This is a genomic window from Pseudomonas sp. CG7 (assembly GCF_023701885.1).
Lineage (GTDB): Bacteria > Pseudomonadota > Gammaproteobacteria > Pseudomonadales > Pseudomonadaceae > Aquipseudomonas > Aquipseudomonas zanjanensis.
Genome location: NZ_JABAEE010000026.1, coordinates 39,097 through 56,937, shown reverse-complemented (window position 1 = coordinate 56,937; position 17,841 = coordinate 39,097). Strand labels below are relative to the sequence as shown.

Here is a 17,841-nt window from a genome sequence, read left to right as displayed (position 1 = left end):
TAGTATTTTCCCAATTTATACATGCTGCACCAGACTGAGACGAATGGATGATGCAAGCACTATATTGCGGTCATCATTAATGGTTTTTGGGTTCGTACAAAAAAATTTGCGCTTTTCTTGAATGCTTGCGCTTTTCTTTACATGCTCTTCCTTCTTTGTGTACTCAATATCAAGATCCTGATGATTAATTTTGGTGAGGTGCTCGTCAGATAGAGGTTCAGCAGTTCATGCTATGTTGGCCTCTAAGCTTGACCAGTTCGCTAGTCATCTCATGACTAAAGTTTCACACATCGGCGCCGATGCGCTGATTAGATCTGGCGAGGCAAGGTATTGCGACTATCGCCCTCATTTGAATACCGACCGAGCGCATACTAATTATGCTTAACGCATTTTCCATTCGTCTTAGAATCGTACTGCTGGCTGGCCTTTGTCTGCTGGGCGTAGTCGGCTCTATCCTGGCCGTGAATATCTGGCAGACTCGCCAAAGCAATCAGTTGGTGGGCACCTCCCGCCAAAAGATGCTCGCCAGTAGTGTCGAGAAACTGCTCACCGCCAAGGCAGCCGAAAAAGCCGCCGTGATGCAAAAAACCTTCGGTGACAGCTTACTCGTAGTCACTGCCTTGGCCGACCAAGTTCTGGACCTGCGGAAGACCTCACTGCAGCGTAACGTTGCACCGGCCCTTCTGCGCGAAGATCTCAATCTAGCCCTGAAGACCGCGTTCGAGCGCAATAAAGGCGTGCTCGGCGTCTGGCTGGTATTCGAGCCCAACGCTCTGGACGGCCAAGACATCGACTTCGTCAACGACGACGAGCACGCTTCCAACGAGACCGGCCGTTTCGCCAGCTACTGGACTCGTCCTGAAGGCGACGCTCACAACGAGCAGATTGAGGAGCCGGACCTGAGCAAAGAGGACATCAGCATCAGCGGCACGCCCTACAACAGCTGGTACACCTGCCCCAAAACCACCGGGCAGACGTGCATGCTGGAGCCCTATATGGAAACCATCAGAGACAAGTCTAGTCTCACGATCACCACGTCGATGCCGATCCGCGTTGACGGCAAGGTTATCGGGGTAATCGGTATCGATACCGCGCTTGACTCTTTGCAGGCCGCTGCTGTGGAAGCCCAAAGCGAATTGTTCGGCGGCGCTGGGCACATGATTATTGTTTCTGGCAACGGCATCATCGCGGCCCGCAGCAACGATGCAGCCAGCATGGGCAGCAAGATCGACCAGGTGATTCCCGGCGAGGCGGCGCAGATCAGCCAGTTGATCGCAAGCAACAAGCCCAGTGTGATTCAGCAAGGTGACAGTATTCGCGCGGTTTATCCCGTTCCGTCGCTGCCGGGCAGCAAACCCTGGGGTGTGATCATCAACCTGCCACAGCAGCTCCTGCTGGCAGACGCGGTCAAACTGCAGGGCGTACTGGATGACGCTCAGGCTAGTGGAACGTTCAAGTCGCTGCTCGTGGCCTTTGTGGCCGGCCTGATCGGCTTGCTGCTGATCTGGCTGACCGCCTCGGGCGTCACCCGGCCAATCAATAGCGTGGCGGCCATGCTTAAGGAGATCGCCAGCGGCGATGGCGACCTTACGCAGCGCCTGAAGTACGCCAAACAAGACGAATTGGGCGAGTTGGTGAAGTGGTTCAATCGCTTTCTCGACAAGCTGCAGCCGACCATAGCGCAGATCAAGCACAGCATTACTGAAGCGCGTACCACCGCAGACCAGTCTTCAGAGATTGCTCGTCAAACCAGCGATGGTATGCAATTGCAGTTCCGCGAGATCGACCAGGTGGCGACCGCATCCATGGAGATGAGCGCCACTGCCCAAGAGGTCGCCAGCAGCGCTTCTAACGCAGCCACCGCAGCCCGTGGCGCCGATCAGTCGGCGCAAGATGGCATGAGTATCATCGAAAGGAGTACGCAGGACATCTCGCACTTGGCTGAGGAAGTGAGCAAGGCAGTCAAGGAGGTCGAAGTTCTGGCCGTTAACAGCGATAAAATCGGCTCGGTGCTCGAAGTAATTCGTTCGATTGCTGAGCAGACCAACCTGCTGGCGCTTAACGCCGCTATTGAGGCCGCTCGTGCAGGCGAAAGCGGCCGCGGTTTTGCCGTGGTAGCCGACGAAGTGCGTAACCTGGCCAAGCGCACCCAAGATTCGGTGGAGGAAATACGCTCGGTCATTGAGCGCATCCAGACTGGCACCCGAGGCGTGGTGCATACCATGCATTCGAGCCAGACAAAGGCCCGCAACGGTGTTGGACAGATTCAGCATGCTGTGCAGGCGCTGAGCAGGATCGGCGAGGCAATCACTGTGATCAGCGACATGAATATGCAGATTGCGAGCGCCGCCGAGGAGCAAAGCGCAGTTGCCGAAGAAGTGAATCGCAACGTCTCGGCCATTCGACTAGTTACTGAAACTTTGACGGGCCAAGCGACCGAATCGGCGCAGGTAAGCAGCCAACTCAATGCCTTAGCCACTGAGCAGATGCGCTTGATGGATCAGTTCAAAGTGTAAGAAAAACGTACCAATAGAGCTGCTCTCAATGGCAGGCACGTGTGAGTCAACATGCCAGGTTCGAACACTCCAGACTGTACGATTATTGAGTCACTGTTCGAACCCGCTGCTGGGGCTCGCTCTGGTTCCTGCTCTCAGGCGGGTCAAGGAGAATAGGGGAAGCAAGCTGCCATAGAACGCAAAGAATGTTGAAGTCCCGACGAGATGAGTTGAAAGTCCGCTTACCCTAAATGGGCTGGTGCAAGATGTGTTCGGCAGACGCTTACAAACAGATTACATAATCGCCATAGGGGGGGCCTTCATAGGCCGCTTCCCTGCCACACCACCCTGCATGCGGGTCCGCAGCGGGCGGTTCGAGAGATTTAGGTTATGAGAGCCGCACTAGTCCCAGCCTGTCGAACCACGCCATATGCAACAATCGATTCAGCTCAAATCGGCTATTACGCCATCAACGATAAGAGTTGTCCGCCACTTCGGGCCGATTGGCTACTGGCTCTCAGCACCCTCAGTTCACGGGTAGATCGTCGGTTCACGCCTCCATTGCTAAAGCTGGATCGTACGCAGTCAGTGTTGTAGCCATTCATCAAGCTCTCGCCAGATTTTCGGTGTTTGTGACAACCCAAAGTAAGTTCTCCAGCTCAAAATATAAGGGCGTAGATTTTCGACAACTCTTGCAGACTGCGACAGCCTGAGCACCGGTGGTCATTAGTAAATAAAACAAAGTCATTAGTTTCTATAATTGAACCCGAGGCCCGCGAGCCAAATGAAGCTATGAATCGATTCTTAGCAGGATAAATTTCACGGCTCTGAGTCATCGCTGTGAAGAAGACTGTCGATTTGCGCATAGGCTGATATCGCGTGCACAACTTCACTCCTGTCTATGCTAAACAGGAGCTGAGGATGGGGCGTTTGGCATTGATATCCTTCAACACGCCTGCATGGGTATGATTGATCCCTAACAAGCAGGAACTGACTCATGGGAAAGAAAAACACCGCCTCTGTCGAACCCAATGAAAATGGCACCAAGGAGCGGATACTGAAAACCGCTGCGGAGTTGTTTTCAACGCGGGGCTATCACGCGACCGGGATGGCCGAGCTGGAAAAGGCGACGGGCCTTGGTCGGGGCGCGCTGTATTACCACATCGGTAGCAAGGAAGAGTTGCTATTCGAGATCACCAGCCGCTATCTGCGGGTGTTGATCGCTGAGGGCAGCCCTCTTTGTGAAAGCAATCTACTCGCGGAAGACAAATTTCGCCAGTTCTCCACTATCGTCATGCGGACGATCGTCACCCATCTAGCCGAGATGACTGTCTGTTTCCGAGAAATGTATTCCGTCATTGGCACGCGCCAAACCGAACTTCTCGACTTGCACCGTCAGTATGAAAGGCTCTGGTCACAGATCCTAAAGACAGGCGTCAGTGAGGGAACTTTTCGTACATCTGACTCGTTGGCCGTCAAGGCTATCCTTGGCATTCACCACTACAGTTATCTGTGGATTAAACCAGGTGGCCCACGCTCCTCCGACTCCATCGCAATGTTTTTTTGCGACACCATTTTGCCAGGACTCAAGACTACGCCAGCCCAGGCTTGACGATCATCCGCGGCGCGTCACATGCGCCGTCTGCGCTCTTATCACTTTTCACCTTGATCTACATCGACGCTCTGTAGTCGTTCGTAACCCTGGACAACCGCCCTTTCCGCCCTAAGCTTAAAACCAGACAGACTGATCGGTCCACACATCAGTTGCCTGTTCCGATTAAGCTCCGGAGGAAAAACAATGAAAAAAATCTCATGGTTCGTGCAAAGCAAGACGTGTCTGAAGTGCCAATAGCCCGCAGAGATTTTCTGTTAAAAGCGGAGCATTAGTTGGCACTGCGGCACTTCTTCTGAATGACAGTAAACTCGCCACGGCAGAGACCACCAGTACGGCCAGCCTGGACCCGAACCTGCCCCTTGAAATCCCGCAATGGACTCGCAGCCTTGGCGCCCCGACGGCGAGCCCTTACGGAAAACCCTCAAAATTCGAAAGCAAAGCAGTCAGAAATTTATACCCCGGTCTGAAAGACACGATGTCTGCCTACAGCACCTCGCCGCTTCAAGAATTGGACGGCATCATTACCCCCAAACGGTTTGCTTTATGAGCGCCACCACGCGGGCGTACCAGAGATCAATCCTGCGGTACATCGGCTGTTGATCTACGGCCTCACTGAAATAGCGTTTCTTCCTCCGTGGGTTAAAACCGCAGCCGAAGTGAGTGGTTTGGTGAGTTGCGCTGAGTGGACGGGCGTTACCCTGAAAACACTGCTGGATGAAGCCAGTCTGAAGCCAGAAGCCAAATGGATCATCGCCGAAGGTGCTGATGGTGCCGCTATGACGCGAAGTATTCCCATCGAGAAGTGCCTGGATGATGTGATGGTCGTTTACAGCCAGAACGGCGAGCGTCTGAGACCGGAACAGGATACCCATTGCGCCTGTTTGTTCCGTGCTACGAAGGCAATATTCACATCAAATGGCTGCGACGATTACACATCACCGACGCACCTGCCTACACCCGGGAAAAGACGGCTAAATACACTGACTTGATGGCCAATGGCAAAGCTCGGAAATTCTCCTTTGTCATGGAATGCAAATCGCTTGTGACCTACCCCTCCGCACCAGAAACTCACACGTACATGAACAGCCGTGTCGCCTGTCATGGATTGAAACTCGAAGGCGGCGTCGGCCCAGCATTTGGCGGGAGGCGACGGGTCGCTGACCACTGACAAGCCGGTTAAGACAATCGGCAGCTATTGGCCCTACGCAACGACTCTTTTTGACTACATCCGTAGAACAATGCCCTTTCAGGCTCCACAGTCATTGAGTAATGAACAGGTATACGCAGTCACCGGCTATACATTCTGCACATGAGCAAACTGATTGAAGCCAATACGACCGTCAATGCATCGACATTGGCAGCGGTAAAAATGCCGAATCGAGATGTTTTTTTGCCGATGATAGACTCGACACCAAAGCGGTTGCCTGCATGACTAACTGCTTGAAGGTCCCCTGATAGAACCCTGCCTGACCGGGCAGTATTGCTAATCGATGGCGGTGCGATTCGCTCAAGTCAGTCGGCCCGACGCTACGCATCGCTCTTCGAGCAAACGCACGAACATGGTCAGGCTTTGCGACACCGTCCCCCGACGCCACACCAGCCAGGTTCGCAAATAGCGAAAGGATTCCGACAGCGGCCACACACTCACCGTGGTGCAGCCCGGCATGCTTTCGAGCATGCTACGCGGCATAAGCGCCAGGCCAGCACCGGAGCTGACACAGGCCAGCATGCCGTGATAGGACTCCATTTCAAAAATCTTGCCGGGCACCGCAGCATCCTTGGCAAACCAACTTTCAAAGTGATGGCGGTAAGAGCAATTGGAGCGAAAGGCGTAGATGTTTTCGCCGTTCACGTCCTGTGCGCGGTGGATCGGCGAATGGTTGAGTGGCGCGATAAGCACCATCTCTTCCTCGAATGCCGGCACGCCCTCCAGTGCCGGATGCAGCACTGGACCGTCGACAAACGCAGCGGCCAATCGACCCGATAGCACGCCTTCGATCATGGTCCCGGAAGGACCAGTGGACAGGGCCAGTTCGACCTTGGCGTGCTTCTGGTTATAGGCGGCCAACAATTCAGGGATTCGCACCGCCGCCGTGCTCTCCAGCGACCCCAGGGGAAACGATCCTTGCGGCTCTTCCCCAGCAACCGTCGCGCGCGCCTCCTGGACCAGATCGAGAATGCGCCGGGCATAGTCGAGAAAACTCCAACCGGCAGGCGACAGCCGCAGGCGGCTTTTCTCGCGGATAAACAGGTCCACGCCCAGGTCCAGTTCCAATTGTTTGATCCGCGTGGTCAGGTTCGACGGCACACGATGGATGTGCTGGGCAGCGGTGCTGATGCTGCCGTACTCGGCAACCGCTTTGAAAATTTCGAGCTGCACCAGATCCAAACTCATTCTCCATACATGAACGATACAGTCAGCATTATTCAGTTTTCAGATACTAAAAGCCACCGTAGTCTGAACGCCTCTCCACCCCGTAGGACGGTGCCATGACCAGTATTTCCAGCCTCACCCACGCGATTTCGATTAACCCCGCCAACGGCGAGCAGATCGGTAACTACCCTTTTGAATCCGAAGCGGCGCTACAAACCGCACTGTCACGTGCCGCGGCCGGGTTCCGTGCGTGGCGCGGCACACCGGTTGCGCAACGCGCGCAACGGCTTATCGCGCTTGCCGAGGTCTTGCGCAACAAAGCAGAAACGATGGCGAACATTATCACCCTGGAAATGGGTAAGCCGATCACTCAAGCACGCGGCGAAATCGAAAAGTGTGCGCAGCTCTGCGAGTGGTACGCCGAACACGGCCCGGCCATGCTCAATGCGGAACCGACAATGGTTGAGGGCGGGAAAGCACGCATTGAATACCGCCCACTCGGCCCGATTCTTGCGGTGATGCCATGGAACTTCCCGATCTGGCAGGTCCTGCGCGGCGCCGTTCCGGTATTGATCGCCGGCAACACCTACGTGCTCAAACACGCGCCGAACGTGATGGGTAGCGCTTACCTGTTGCTGGAAGCCTTCCAGCAAGCCGAATTTCCTGAAGGGGTTTTCGAAGTCATCAACGTCACGCCGCAAGGTGTTTCCACGGCGATCAAAGACTCACGTATTGCAGCCGTGACCCTCACCGGCAGCGTGCGAGCCGGCATGGCCATTGGCGCGCAGGCCGGTGCAGCGTTGAAAAAATGCGTCCTGGAACTGGGCGGTTCCGACCCCTTCATCGTACTCAACGATGCCGACCTCGACGATGCAGTGAAAGCCGCTGTAATTGGTCGCTATCAAAACACCGGGCAAGTCTGCGCAGCGGCCAAGCGCCTGATTGTCGAGCAAGGCGTTGTCGAGGAGTTCACGCGCAAATTCGTTGAAGCCACGCGCAAACTGGTGGTCGGTGATCCACTGGCCGCCGCCACGTACATCGGCCCGATGGCTCGCTTTGATTTGCGCGATGAGCTGGATCAACAGGTGCGCGACACTCTGGAGGAAGGCGCTACGTTGTTACTGGGTGGCAAAAAGGCCGAGGGGGCCGGCAACTTCTACGAACCAACGGTTTTCGCTGATGTCACCGACCAGATGACCTCGTTCAAGCAGGAACTGTTTGGCCCGGTCGCTTCGATCATCACTGCACGCGATGCCACCCACGCCCTGGAACTGGCAAATGACAGCGAGTTCGGACTCGCTGCGACGATCTATACAGGCGACGTGGAACGCGCCCAACAAATGGCCGGTGAATTGGAATCCGGCGGTGTATTCATCAATGGTTACTGCGCCTCCGATCCGCGTGTCACTTTCGGCGGTGTGAAGAAGAGCGGATTCGGTCGTGAGCTTTCGCACTTCGGGGTACGCGAATTCTGCAACGCGCAAACGGTGTGGCTGGATCGGCATTAAGTGCATAGTATCCAGCACGGAGATGGGCGAATGTCAGCTTGATACAAACTCCATAAACACAAAAATCCGCTACACCTGTACAGGAGGTTAATAACAATCATGAAAGACGCCACCATCGCGCTGCACCATGGTTTCAAGTCGGACCCGACCACCAAGGCCGTCGCCGTACCGATCTACCAGAACGTCGCCTTCGAATTCGATAACGCTCAACACGGCGCCGACCTGTTCAACCTGGACGTGCCAGGCAATATCTACACGCGGATCATGAACCCCACCAACGATGTGCTGGAACAACGCATGGCCGCCCTCGAAGGCGGTGTCGCAGCCCTGGCCGTCTCGGCCGGCAGCGCGGCGATCCACTATGCGATCCAGACCCTCACGCGTGCTGGTGACAACATCGTCGCCACGCCACAACTCTATGGCGGCACCTACACCCTGTTCGCCCACCTGTTGCCGAGCTTTGGTGTGGATGTGCGTTTTGCCCGAGACGACTCCGCCGAGGCCATCGCCGAACTGATCGACGACGATACCAAGCTGGTGTACTGCGAAAGCATCGGCAACCCGGCGGGCAATATCATCGACATCGAAGCCCTGGCCAAGGTCGCCCATGCTCGTGGCGTGCCGCTGATGGTCGACAACACCGTGGCCACGCCGATCCTGTGCAAGCCGATCCAGTTCGGCGCCGATATAGTCGTGCACTCAGTGACCAAATATGTCGGCGGCCACGGCAACTCCCTGGGCGGTGTGATCGTCGACGGCGGCACATTCCCTTGGACCCAATACGCGGAAAAATTTCCCGGCCTCCACCAGCCCGAGCCGGCGTATCACGGCGTGGTCTATACCGAGAAGTTCGGCCCCGCCGCCTTCATCGCGCGCGCTCGCACTGTGCCACTGCGCAACACCGGCGCGGCGCTGGCGCCGATGAACGCGTTTCTGCTGCTGCAAGGACTGGAAACCCTGGCGCTGCGCATGGAGCGCCACACTGAAAACGCCATGAAGGTTGCGCAATTCCTGCAAGGCCATGCTGAAGTGGAATGGGTCAGCTATGCCGGACTCCCGGATCATCCGCACCACGCATTGGCGCAGAAATACATGCAAGGCAAACCATCGGCGATCCTGTCGTTTGGCTTGAAGGGTGGCTATGAGGCAGGCGTGCGCTTCTATGACGCTCTGCAGATTTTCAAACGCCTGGTGAACATCGGCGATGCCAAGTCTCTGGCCTGCCATCCTGCTTCCACTACTCATCGGCAGATGAACAAGCAGGAACAAGCCAAGGCCGGTGTGAAGCCGGAGATGATTCGCCTGTCGGTGGGCATCGAAGCCATCGAAGACCTGATCGTCGATTTGAAGCAGGCGTTGAGCTCAACCCCGACTCTATGACCAGGCCGTAGGCGCAAAGGTACTCGAGTAACGGTGCAGGCATTCGCCACCATGGATATCCTTGGCCATGGCAAGAATGCCTGTCGTAACGAGATGCGTGGACGGGCCGATCCACTGATCCTTGATCACTGGATCAAATCCTGTCCTTGCGGCTATCAGCGTTTCTGTTTGCTGCCCAAGACCAACGCCACGCCGCCGAGGACCGCCACAGACGCCACGACCAGCCGCAGGGAAAGGCTTTCACCGAGAAAGATAATGCCCGCCAGCGCCGCCAGGATGGGCACACTCAATTGTACGGTGGCCGCTTGGAACGATGCCATGTGGCGAACTGCGCTGTACCAGACCGCGTAACCGACGCCAGAGGCCAGCGCTCCGGAAAACACCGCATAAAGTAGACCCAGCGGATCCCAGCGCAGCCCTCCCAAAAACCCCAGGCTTGCAATAAGTACCAGCGGAATCGAGCGAATGAAGTTGCCTGCAGTGGTCGCCAGAGGGTCCGATACGCCTTTGCCAAGCAACGAGTACCCACCCCATGCGAGCCCCGATATCAGCATTATGAGCGCACTGTATGGATCTGGAGCCGTGGCACCGGGGAGCAGTAAACTGATCAGGCCACCAAGTGCTGACAACAGTCCGATTATCGCGGGTAGCCGCATACGCTCGCCCTTGCAAACGCCATAGAGAACCATGGTCAGTTGCACAGCACCGAAGAGCAACAACGCTCCCGTTCCCGTATCCAGGTTCAGGGAAGCGAAAGAAAAAGCGAATACATAAATGAACCGCGCCACTGCGCCCACCCAGCTTCCCTTTACCGGCGTTGAGGGACGTTTGAGGGCGCAAATAAGCCACAACACCAAAGCCCCAATTACCAGCCGTACGACGCTAAAGCTCGCTGCATCAATATCGGTGTGTTTAAGCGCCAGGCGACACAGCAAAGAGTTGGCGGCGAATGCGACCATGGCAAAACAGGTCAGCCCGATCAGCCTTGCAGAGACAGGTGAGGTGGCGGTCTGCATGGGGTGAATGTTCATTGTTTTTGTTGGCTCCAATACCCGTGTGGGCTTTTAGATTTTCCTGCCGGCAATGCTTCACCGTGCCTGGATTGAGTTCCAGACGAATTTATAACGAATCTGTACCGACCGGTCAATACAAAATGGGCCGGTAATCATGGCGTCCCACGCCATCCAAATACGTACGACCCCACTGATCAGTGCCGTTGGAAACTACTTGCTTCGTAGCTGAGATCCGCGATAGCTGCCAATAAGTTAGCTTCAGGATGGATGTCATAAACTGTAGTGAATGGCATCGCGTAGTACTCGGGTTCTGTTTTCAGAATCTTGAGTTCGCCGTCCTTGATGTAACTCTCGCAAGAAGAAATCGGCAGCAAGCTGATACCCAGACCACCACGAGCAAGTGAGATTATTGCGCCTAAAGAATTACAGGTGGCCGCTCGCTGCTTACGGCCTGCAGGCAACTTTAGAAGGTCATCAATCAAGTTGTTGGTATAGGATTCGGTGCCCTGATATAGGATTGGCCACTTTCGAAGTTCCTCCACAGACATTACATTGTTTTGTGGAATAAGAGAGTCGCTGGCCATCCAGGCAAACGGAACTGTTCCAAGTTCAAGTGAAACCAGGCCTGGTTCCGGAGAGAGACCCGCAACAACGGCGAGGTCCAGGTTACCACTTCGTATGCCATCCGAGAGAAAAGGATTTAATCCAACTTCATACTCTACTTGAAGGCTGGGATAATGTGCTCTGATAAGCGCCGCAAACTTGGGCAACCATGTCATGGCAACCAATTCAGCAACGCCAACTCGGACAATGCCGGTGAGTGAGGTCTTCGAGCCAACATTGTGCTTGATCTTCTCGGCCAACACCTCCATCTGTTGAGCATAGACGACAAGCTCCCTGCCTTTGAACGTGAGTTGGACATTACGTTGCGATCGGTCAAAAAGTTCGACGCCGAGCATTTGTTCCAGCTCGATGATTCTCGCCGAAATAGTAGACTGTGTTACATACAGCCGATCTGCCGCCGCAGAAAAACTGCCAAGTTCAGCGATTACCAAAAAAGTCTCAAGCTGGCGAAGATTCATATTATTATATTCCTCATATCATGACCGTACGCTTTATCGCGAGGATCATCACACGCCATCATGCCGGTCCAGTCAAGTAGGAGAGCGAGCTTTCTCCCACCACCCGAATGCAGTCAAAGAAATGCTCTGAGGGAAGGACCATAGCGTCCGATCGGAATACGTCATTCCCTAGCGCTCTGGTGGTCAGCAGTCGTGAAATGTACTGCGCTGCCCCGCACAACCTCACCGATTCACAGGACCATCGAAAATATCGATCGACTTTTACAAAGTTTTTTCGTTTGATCTTCAAGCGCATTTGGCAAATTATCGGCCTGGAACTTTCGAGGCGACGATACGCGTCTCAGATAATCTTAGAGATTTGGCGAATCTCATTCATGTATGGAAAATTAACCGGTCCGAGGTGAGGCCTGCTGCGCCCGACTCTGGTATCGCGCAGTCTCAATACATAGCCTTGCACGATAGTGCATGTTGTATCGAAACACACTGATAATTCGACACATCAGGATTGCAAAACGACTGGATAAATAAGTCTAGGGCAGGACATTTCACGCCACTGCCGTACAATTTCCAATAATAATGGGTGATAGATGTGCTGAACACTACGAGCGAACTTTCGACAGACCAACTGGCAACCATTACTTGGGGCTGCCCGCCTTCACCTCGATACTCTTCACTTGTTGAAAATATCAGACCTCTGTTGGTTAAAATCAAGGATGGCGCGGCCGAGCGAGACTGCAATCGTATTTTACCTGGCCCAGAAATCAATGAACTGAAGGCGCTAGGTTTCGGTGCTATCCGGGTTCCTGCCGATTATGGTGGCGCGGCGGTCACCCTGCCGGAATTCTTCGCAATGATCATTGAGCTGGGGGAAGCTGACTCAAATATCGCACAAGCTCTACGCGGCCACTTTGCCTTCGTGGAAGACTTGATGAGTTTCGGGGCAACGCCTTTTGCGGATCGCTGGTTGAAAATTGCTGGGCGTAATGAAACAGCATCCAACGCCATGGCGGAAATTGGGCCGGGTGCGATGCAGAAATCGTTGCTGACGAAGCTGATTGAGCAGGATGGGAATTTTTCCGTCACGGGATCAAAATATTACTCCACGGGAGCAATGTACGCCGATTGGATTGAAGTCAGCGCGGCAGATGCCGCCGGCGAATCAGTGCTGGCCATGATAAACAGGCACGCAAAGGGCGTAGAGATCATCGACGATTGGGATGGCTTTGGGCAAAAGCTCACTGCCAGTGGCACCGCACATTTCAGCAATGTGCAAGTGGCGGAAAATGATTTACGCAAGCACTCAACACGATTTGGTCACTCACTTCCGTATTTTCAACTGTACCATCTTGCTACGTTGGCAGGTATTGCGCGCGGCGTTGCTAATGATACTGCTGAATTTGTGGCGAAAAGAACGCGTGTGTATTCACATGGCGCCGCCAGTAAATCCTCCAACGATCCGCAGCTTTTGCAAGTGGTCGGCGCCGTAAGAGGCATGGCTTACTCCGCAGGGGCGCTTGTGATGGGCGTTGCGCAGAGCATGGAGAACGTCGTCAATCTATTAAGAGACGGCGATAAAGACGCTTACGACAGGGCATGTCCCCTCCTCGAAATCGAGACGTCTCAGATCCAATCGGTTGTTATCAATCTGGTTCTAAAAGCAACCACTCAGGCATTCGATGCAATGAGTGCTTCCAGCACCAAACAAGGCCTTGCACTTGACCGCTACTGGCGAAATGCGCGTACCATCGCATCGCACAATCCTCATATCTACAAACAGCGAATTGTCGGGGAGTTTGCCGTAAACGGTACGTTGCCGCCCGCTCGATGGACTGTTGGAGCTGTTTAGAAGCAGAGCTGATGGCTGACAGCGTTCGTAAAGAACGCTGACTACCATGTTGCGCGTTTATAAGAACAAGAACGCTCCTTCAATATAACAACTATAAGAATTCGACATCTTTACGAAAGTAAAGGGAGGATGAATATGAGCGATACAGCAGCGAATGCTCGACTGATTGATGTGGAGGAATCCCTTCTGTCCAACGGCGGCGCCCTGACGCTGGCCCAGCGCAGACAGTCATTGAAAGCGGCGGCGGCAGGGAACGTTTTAGAGTGGTATGACTGGACGATCTACAGCACTCTATCTATTTACCTGGCGGCAAACTTCTTCGAGAAAACTGACCCCACCTCTGCTTTGCTATCCACCTTGGCCATCTTTGCCGGCGGCTTCATCGCAAGACCTTTGGGCGGCTGGTTCTTTGGACGTATTGCCGATCGTCGAGGAAGAAAATTCACCTTGGTCGTTACGATGACATTGCTTGCGTTAGCAAGCTTGGGCATCGCGCTTCTACCCACCTATGAGACTGCTGGAGCATTCGCCTCCTTTGCCCTGCTCGTGATGCGGATCCTGCAAGGTTTCGCTCATGGCGGTGAGTCAGGGGTGTCCTACGTGTATGTGGCGGAAATCGCGCCAAGGGAACGGCGAGGACTCTGGACAAGCTCGGTATACGTCAGTGTGATTCTGGGTATCATGATTGCCACAGCCGTTGCTGCGGGTCTGACGTCGATTTTTACAGCCGACGTGATGAATGAATGGGGCTGGAGAATCGGATTCGGTGCAGGTTCGGTGCTCGGCCTGTACGTCATGTATCTACGTAAAAGTGCCCATGAAACAGAGGTCTTCAATGCAACTGATGCGGGCAAACTTCCGCCGGCAAGCGAAGCCTCAATCAAACCCGTAAGCATCGGTCGCATCATTATGACGGTGATGGTGATCAATGCGGCGATGAACGTTTGGTATTACACCTGGGTCGCCTTTGCTCCGGCAATGGCTATTACACAGCACGGCATGGATCCAAACAGCGCTTTCCTCTCGAGCCTCGGTGCGCAAGCTTGCATGATTGCATTCCTGCCTATTTTCGGATGGGTTTCGGACAAGCTGGGTCGGAGAATCAATTCAATGACATTCGCTGGCCTGGTCGTTCTGTGCGGGCTTCCGATTCAGGCGTTATTGTCTAGCGAGCCATCGTCGCTATTCATTGCGCAAAGCCTAGGTCTGTTTATCTATGCAATCGGTGTAGGGCATTACCCGGCTTTGATGGCCGAATTGGTGCCTGCTCGAATGAGGGGCATGGGCGTCAGCGTAATGACATCTTTGGCCGCTGGTCTTTTCGGCGGAACAGCACCCTATCTCAATTCCTGGTTGCATTCGATTGGCGAAGCCTGGGTGTTTTCCGCTTACGTGATGGCGCTCAACGTCATAATGTTTGTGGTCGTATATTTCATGCGAGAGACCAAGGGCATTGACCTGAGACATTAATCGTCAAGGGGCGCGCATATACGGCGCCCTCTTCCATGTACGCGTCATGTACTGGCAGTGACCAGAACACTTCAGTAAAACAAAACTTAATTTAAAAGAGGTTTGATAGCTATGAAATTGGATAGCGTCGCCAGTGCGATTTATGCAATCAGCCGAGGTGAGATGGTCGTCGTGGTCGATGACGAAGATCGTGAGAACGAGGGCGACCTTGTCGTCGCCGCCGACCTGGTAACTCCCGAAACTATCGCTTTCATGATGCGTCTCGGACGAGGACTGATCTGTGTGTCCGTTCAACCGGAGCTGGCTGACCGATTGAATCTGCCGCTGATGGTGGCGGAGAACTCGGAGAGCTTTGCAACGGCATTCACCGTTTCAATTGACGGCGTACAGGATGTGACGACAGGGATCTCGGCAAGCGATCGCTCGAACACGATCAGACAAATGCTCGCCCCTTCTGCGAAGCCGCAAGACTTTCGCAGACCCGGCCACGGCTTTCCGTTGATAGCTCACCCACAGGGCGTGCTTGGCCGTGATGGTCATACTGAAGCGTCGGGTGAACTGGCAAAACTTGCAGGTTTGACGCCCAGCGGCGTTATATGTGAAATCGCCAACGATGATGGGAGTATGGCCAGACTCCCGGAACTTATGATCTTCGCCAAAAAACATGCCATGCCCATCGTTAGCATACATGATCTTATCGAATACGTAAGATACGATAAAATGCCCCATATGGGCATGACTCCAATGTGTATAGCGGTCTAGGGAATATTAGCAATGGGAATTATAAGCCTTGGATGTTTCATCGGCATGGCGCATGAATAATTTCCGAAAAGTTTTAACCCTGTGAATTAGTACAATTATCACAGCGTGCGCTACCCGCAAACTCAAAACCAACAAACCTAGACGTATACCAACGTATCAAAAGTCCGGCATATCGGCGCTCCCTGCAAACGTGCTTCATAACAATAAAAAACTCGCGCCGACAGTACTCATTGTTGGCAAAAAGGAAGTGCACTTTGTGGTCAAAATTTATTACCGTGGGGATGGCCGGCGCTGGTGTCTGCCTCAGCAGTGCAGTGGTGGGCGCGGCAGAATCGGTCAAGGGTTTTATAGAAGATGGTACGACTTCGGTGGGCTTGCGCAACTTCTACTGGAACGCCGACAACCGCAACGGCAGTTACCGCAATCCTGAAGGCGAGCGCCAAAGTTATCGCCAAGAGTGGGCGCAAGGGATCCTGGCCAAGTACAACTCTGGCTATACTCAGGGGTTGGTAGGCTTTGGCCTGGACCTGCATTACATGGGTGCGCTGAAACTCGACGGCGGTAATGGCCGGGTCGGCGATGGCATCGGTAATGGTGGCATCGTCTCGCGAGACAACTAGGGCGATCCGAAAAGCGGCTACTCCAAGGCTGGCGTCGCACTGAAGATGCGCGTCGGTCAAACCGAACTGGCGTACGGCGATCTGTTCCCCGATTCACCGGTGCTCAAGTACGGCGACATTCGTCTGTTGCCACAAACCCTCAGGGGCTGGAACGCTACGGACCGCTCGTTCGATGGCCTGACACTGAACACCGGGCGGTTTTTCTCCAGCAGCGATCGGGCGCAACCCAATCATGGCGGGAAATTGGGCACGGCCTATAGCGGGCGCCAGACTGACAGTGAGTTTGTCAGTTACTACGGCGGCAGCTACACCGGCATCAACAACCTAAAGATCAAACTCTTCGATTCCGAACTGGACGATATCTGGAACCAGCAGTTTGCCTCGATTGACTACCGGCTGCCCTTGTACATCGGCGGCGTAATCAATACCGGGGTCAACTACTACCGCACGCGCAATACCGGCGCGGGCTTGTTGGGTGATATTCGCAACGATTCCTGGAGCATCCGCGTCGGCTATGCCCTGGGTGGACACAAGGTCGAATTGGCTTATACGCAGATTGATGGCGACCAGCCGTTTGACTATGTCTGGAACAGTTTCGATATCGAACTGGATTCAGCCGCTCAGGGCAGTGACTTCAACAGTCCCAACGAAAAAATCTGGAGCGCCCGCTACGATCTGGATGCCGCGGTGCTCGGCGTGCCGGGCCTGACCTTCACCGCGCGCTACCTTCGCGGCACCAATATCGACGGCAGCGACGCCGGCGGCGCCTACTCTCGCTACCGGGCAGTGCGCGATGGCTCGCAATGGGAGCGTGACCTGTGGGTCAAATACGTCCTACAGAGTGGCCCCGCCAGGAACCTGTCACTGCGCTTGATGCACGCCTCAATGCGAACTGGAGGTGACTACGGCGCAATTGCCAACGACCTCGACCAGACCCGAATCATCCTCGACTACCCTCTGGATCTCAGTTTTCTGAAGTAGCTCAACGGGTGAGAGCAGCCGCAAATCGCATAGGCGTTCAAAGTCAAACCTGCGAAAAAATCAGCAATTACATTCACATCGAAAAAATCGAAGTCAAACGTACAGAATAATTCGTTTGAATTGATGAGTGACGCTGCGCACTATCTCTTCAGGCAAACAGGAGAAACATCATGCAACTTGAAAATCAAAAAACGCCAGAGGTAGATCTGCGCAAATTCGCTGGCCAGTTTGCAGCTGGCGTATCCGTAATCTCAACTGCGGACGATGATGGTATCTGTGCTGGCATTACAATGACCGCCGTCATGTCACTCTCTCTTACACCTCCACTGTTCTTGGTGAGTCTCGATAATAGTTCCAAAACATTGAGTGCGATCCTCGACAACGGTCATTTTTGCATAAATTTTCTTAGCAAAGAACAAAGTACAGTCTCGCAATTATTTGCGTCGAAATCCGAAGCCAAGTTTGACCATGTAAACTTTTATAAAGGCATCTCAGGCAGCCCATGCATTGTGGGTGCTTTAGCGCATGGCGAGTGCGAGGTTCACGAATCTCATAACGGTGGCGATCACACCATTATAATTGGTCGAGTGATCAATACAACGATTAATGGTGGTGAGCCGCTTGTATACCATAGCGGCAAGTATGCAACTTTAGAGAATAAATAATTTTAACGCTTAGTTTGACCAACGGAATAC

The 17,841-nt window shown here is 54.0% G+C and carries 12 protein-coding genes and 3 pseudogenes; 11 read left to right on the top strand and 4 right to left on the bottom strand.

Features of this window, described 5'->3' with window-relative positions:
• Positions 1-377: 377 nt before the first annotated feature.
• Positions 378-1,658 (top strand): annotated as a pseudogene (locus HGO40_RS30850) (methyl-accepting chemotaxis protein); the annotation flags it as partial.
• 102 nt (positions 1,659-1,760) lie between these two features.
• Positions 1,761-2,516, top strand: coding sequence for a methyl-accepting chemotaxis protein (locus tag HGO40_RS30845; RefSeq protein ID WP_433861708.1), 756 nt, complete (start codon positions 1,761-1,763; stop codon positions 2,514-2,516).
• Positions 2,517-3,080: 564 nt separating this feature from the next.
• On the opposite strand, the gene HGO40_RS30840 is transcribed toward HGO40_RS30845, so the two are convergent.
• Positions 3,081-3,212 carry a group II intron maturase-specific domain-containing protein gene (locus HGO40_RS30840; protein WP_433861509.1) on the bottom strand — a complete coding sequence of 44 codons (132 nt, stop codon included), beginning with the start codon at positions 3,210-3,212 and terminating at the stop codon, positions 3,081-3,083.
• A gap of 280 nt (positions 3,213-3,492) precedes the next feature.
• On the opposite strand from HGO40_RS30840, the gene HGO40_RS13125 reads away from it, so the two are divergent.
• Together HGO40_RS13125 and HGO40_RS30650 are read left to right on the top strand one after the other, a co-directional pair.
• The gene (locus tag HGO40_RS13125) at positions 3,493-4,107 is read left to right on the top strand and encodes a TetR/AcrR family transcriptional regulator (protein ID WP_250963338.1); all 615 of its coding nucleotides are present in this window, start codon (positions 3,493-3,495) and stop codon (positions 4,105-4,107) included.
• A 659-nt stretch (positions 4,108-4,766) separates the two neighbouring features.
• Positions 4,767-5,278, top strand: a pseudogene (locus HGO40_RS30650) (molybdopterin-dependent oxidoreductase).
• Between the two features lie 339 nt (positions 5,279-5,617).
• Here HGO40_RS30650 and ptrR read toward each other — a convergent pair.
• Positions 5,618-6,499, bottom strand: a complete 882-nt coding sequence (ptrR, locus tag HGO40_RS13110; RefSeq protein WP_250963355.1) for a putrescine utilization regulator PtrR — start codon at positions 6,497-6,499, stop codon at positions 5,618-5,620.
• 101 nt (positions 6,500-6,600) lie between these two features.
• On the opposite strand from ptrR, the gene HGO40_RS13105 reads away from it, so the two are divergent.
• Positions 6,601-7,992: an aldehyde dehydrogenase family protein gene (locus HGO40_RS13105; RefSeq protein WP_250963335.1), complete on the top strand. Its 1,392-nt coding sequence runs from the start codon at positions 6,601-6,603 to the stop codon at positions 7,990-7,992.
• Between the two features lie 99 nt (positions 7,993-8,091).
• Positions 8,092-9,372 (top strand): O-acetylhomoserine aminocarboxypropyltransferase/cysteine synthase family protein, encoded by a 1,281-nt coding sequence (locus HGO40_RS13100; protein ID WP_250963334.1) that lies wholly within the window; start codon positions 8,092-8,094, stop codon positions 9,370-9,372.
• Between the two features lie 155 nt (positions 9,373-9,527).
• Here HGO40_RS13100 and HGO40_RS13095 read toward each other — a convergent pair whose 3' ends face one another.
• Positions 9,528-10,388 carry a DMT family transporter gene (locus tag HGO40_RS13095; RefSeq protein ID WP_250963333.1) on the bottom strand — a complete coding sequence of 287 codons (861 nt, stop codon included), beginning with the start codon at positions 10,386-10,388 and terminating at the stop codon, positions 9,528-9,530.
• Between the two features lie 191 nt (positions 10,389-10,579).
• Positions 10,580-11,467, bottom strand: a complete 888-nt coding sequence (locus HGO40_RS13090; RefSeq protein ID WP_250963332.1) for a LysR family transcriptional regulator — start codon at positions 11,465-11,467, stop codon at positions 10,580-10,582.
• Positions 11,468-12,056: 589 nt separating this feature from the next.
• On the opposite strand from HGO40_RS13090, the gene HGO40_RS13085 reads away from it, so the two are divergent.
• The 5 genes and pseudogenes from HGO40_RS13085 (at position 12,057) to HGO40_RS13065 (ending at position 17,811) form a co-directional block, all read left to right on the top strand.
• Positions 12,057-13,313, top strand: a complete 1,257-nt coding sequence (locus HGO40_RS13085; RefSeq protein WP_221034199.1) for an acyl-CoA dehydrogenase family protein — start codon at positions 12,057-12,059, stop codon at positions 13,311-13,313.
• Between the two features lie 135 nt (positions 13,314-13,448).
• Complete coding sequence (locus tag HGO40_RS13080; protein WP_122306040.1) at positions 13,449-14,783, top strand: MFS transporter; 1,335 nt, start codon at positions 13,449-13,451, stop codon at positions 14,781-14,783.
• Positions 14,784-14,894: 111 nt separating this feature from the next.
• The gene (gene ribB, locus HGO40_RS13075) at positions 14,895-15,545 is read left to right on the top strand and encodes a 3,4-dihydroxy-2-butanone-4-phosphate synthase (RefSeq protein WP_250963331.1); all 651 of its coding nucleotides are present in this window, start codon (positions 14,895-14,897) and stop codon (positions 15,543-15,545) included.
• Between the two features lie 281 nt (positions 15,546-15,826).
• Positions 15,827-17,146: pseudogene (locus HGO40_RS13070) on the top strand (OprD family porin).
• Positions 17,147-17,316: 170 nt separating this feature from the next.
• Positions 17,317-17,811, top strand: coding sequence for a flavin reductase family protein (locus HGO40_RS13065; RefSeq protein WP_122306042.1), 495 nt, complete (start codon positions 17,317-17,319; stop codon positions 17,809-17,811).
• Positions 17,812-17,841: the final 30 nt, after the last annotated feature.

Coding starts and splice junctions, on each gene's coding strand:
- HGO40_RS30845 (WP_433861708.1), top strand. CDS start 1,761: ATGCAATTGCAGTTCCGCGAGATCGACCAGGTGGCGACCGCATCCATG.
- HGO40_RS13125 (WP_250963338.1), top strand. CDS start 3,493: ATGGGAAAGAAAAACACCGCCTCTGTCGAACCCAATGAAAATGGCACC.
- HGO40_RS13105 (WP_250963335.1), top strand. CDS start 6,601: ATGACCAGTATTTCCAGCCTCACCCACGCGATTTCGATTAACCCCGCC.
- HGO40_RS13100 (WP_250963334.1), top strand. CDS start 8,092: ATGAAAGACGCCACCATCGCGCTGCACCATGGTTTCAAGTCGGACCCG.
- HGO40_RS13095 (WP_250963333.1), bottom strand. CDS start 10,388: ATGCAGACCGCCACCTCACCTGTCTCTGCAAGGCTGATCGGGCTGACC.
- HGO40_RS13090 (WP_250963332.1), bottom strand. CDS start 11,467: ATGAATCTTCGCCAGCTTGAGACTTTTTTGGTAATCGCTGAACTTGGC.
- HGO40_RS13080 (WP_122306040.1), top strand. CDS start 13,449: ATGAGCGATACAGCAGCGAATGCTCGACTGATTGATGTGGAGGAATCC.
- ribB (WP_250963331.1), top strand. CDS start 14,895: ATGAAATTGGATAGCGTCGCCAGTGCGATTTATGCAATCAGCCGAGGT.
- HGO40_RS13065 (WP_122306042.1), top strand. CDS start 17,317: ATGCAACTTGAAAATCAAAAAACGCCAGAGGTAGATCTGCGCAAATTC.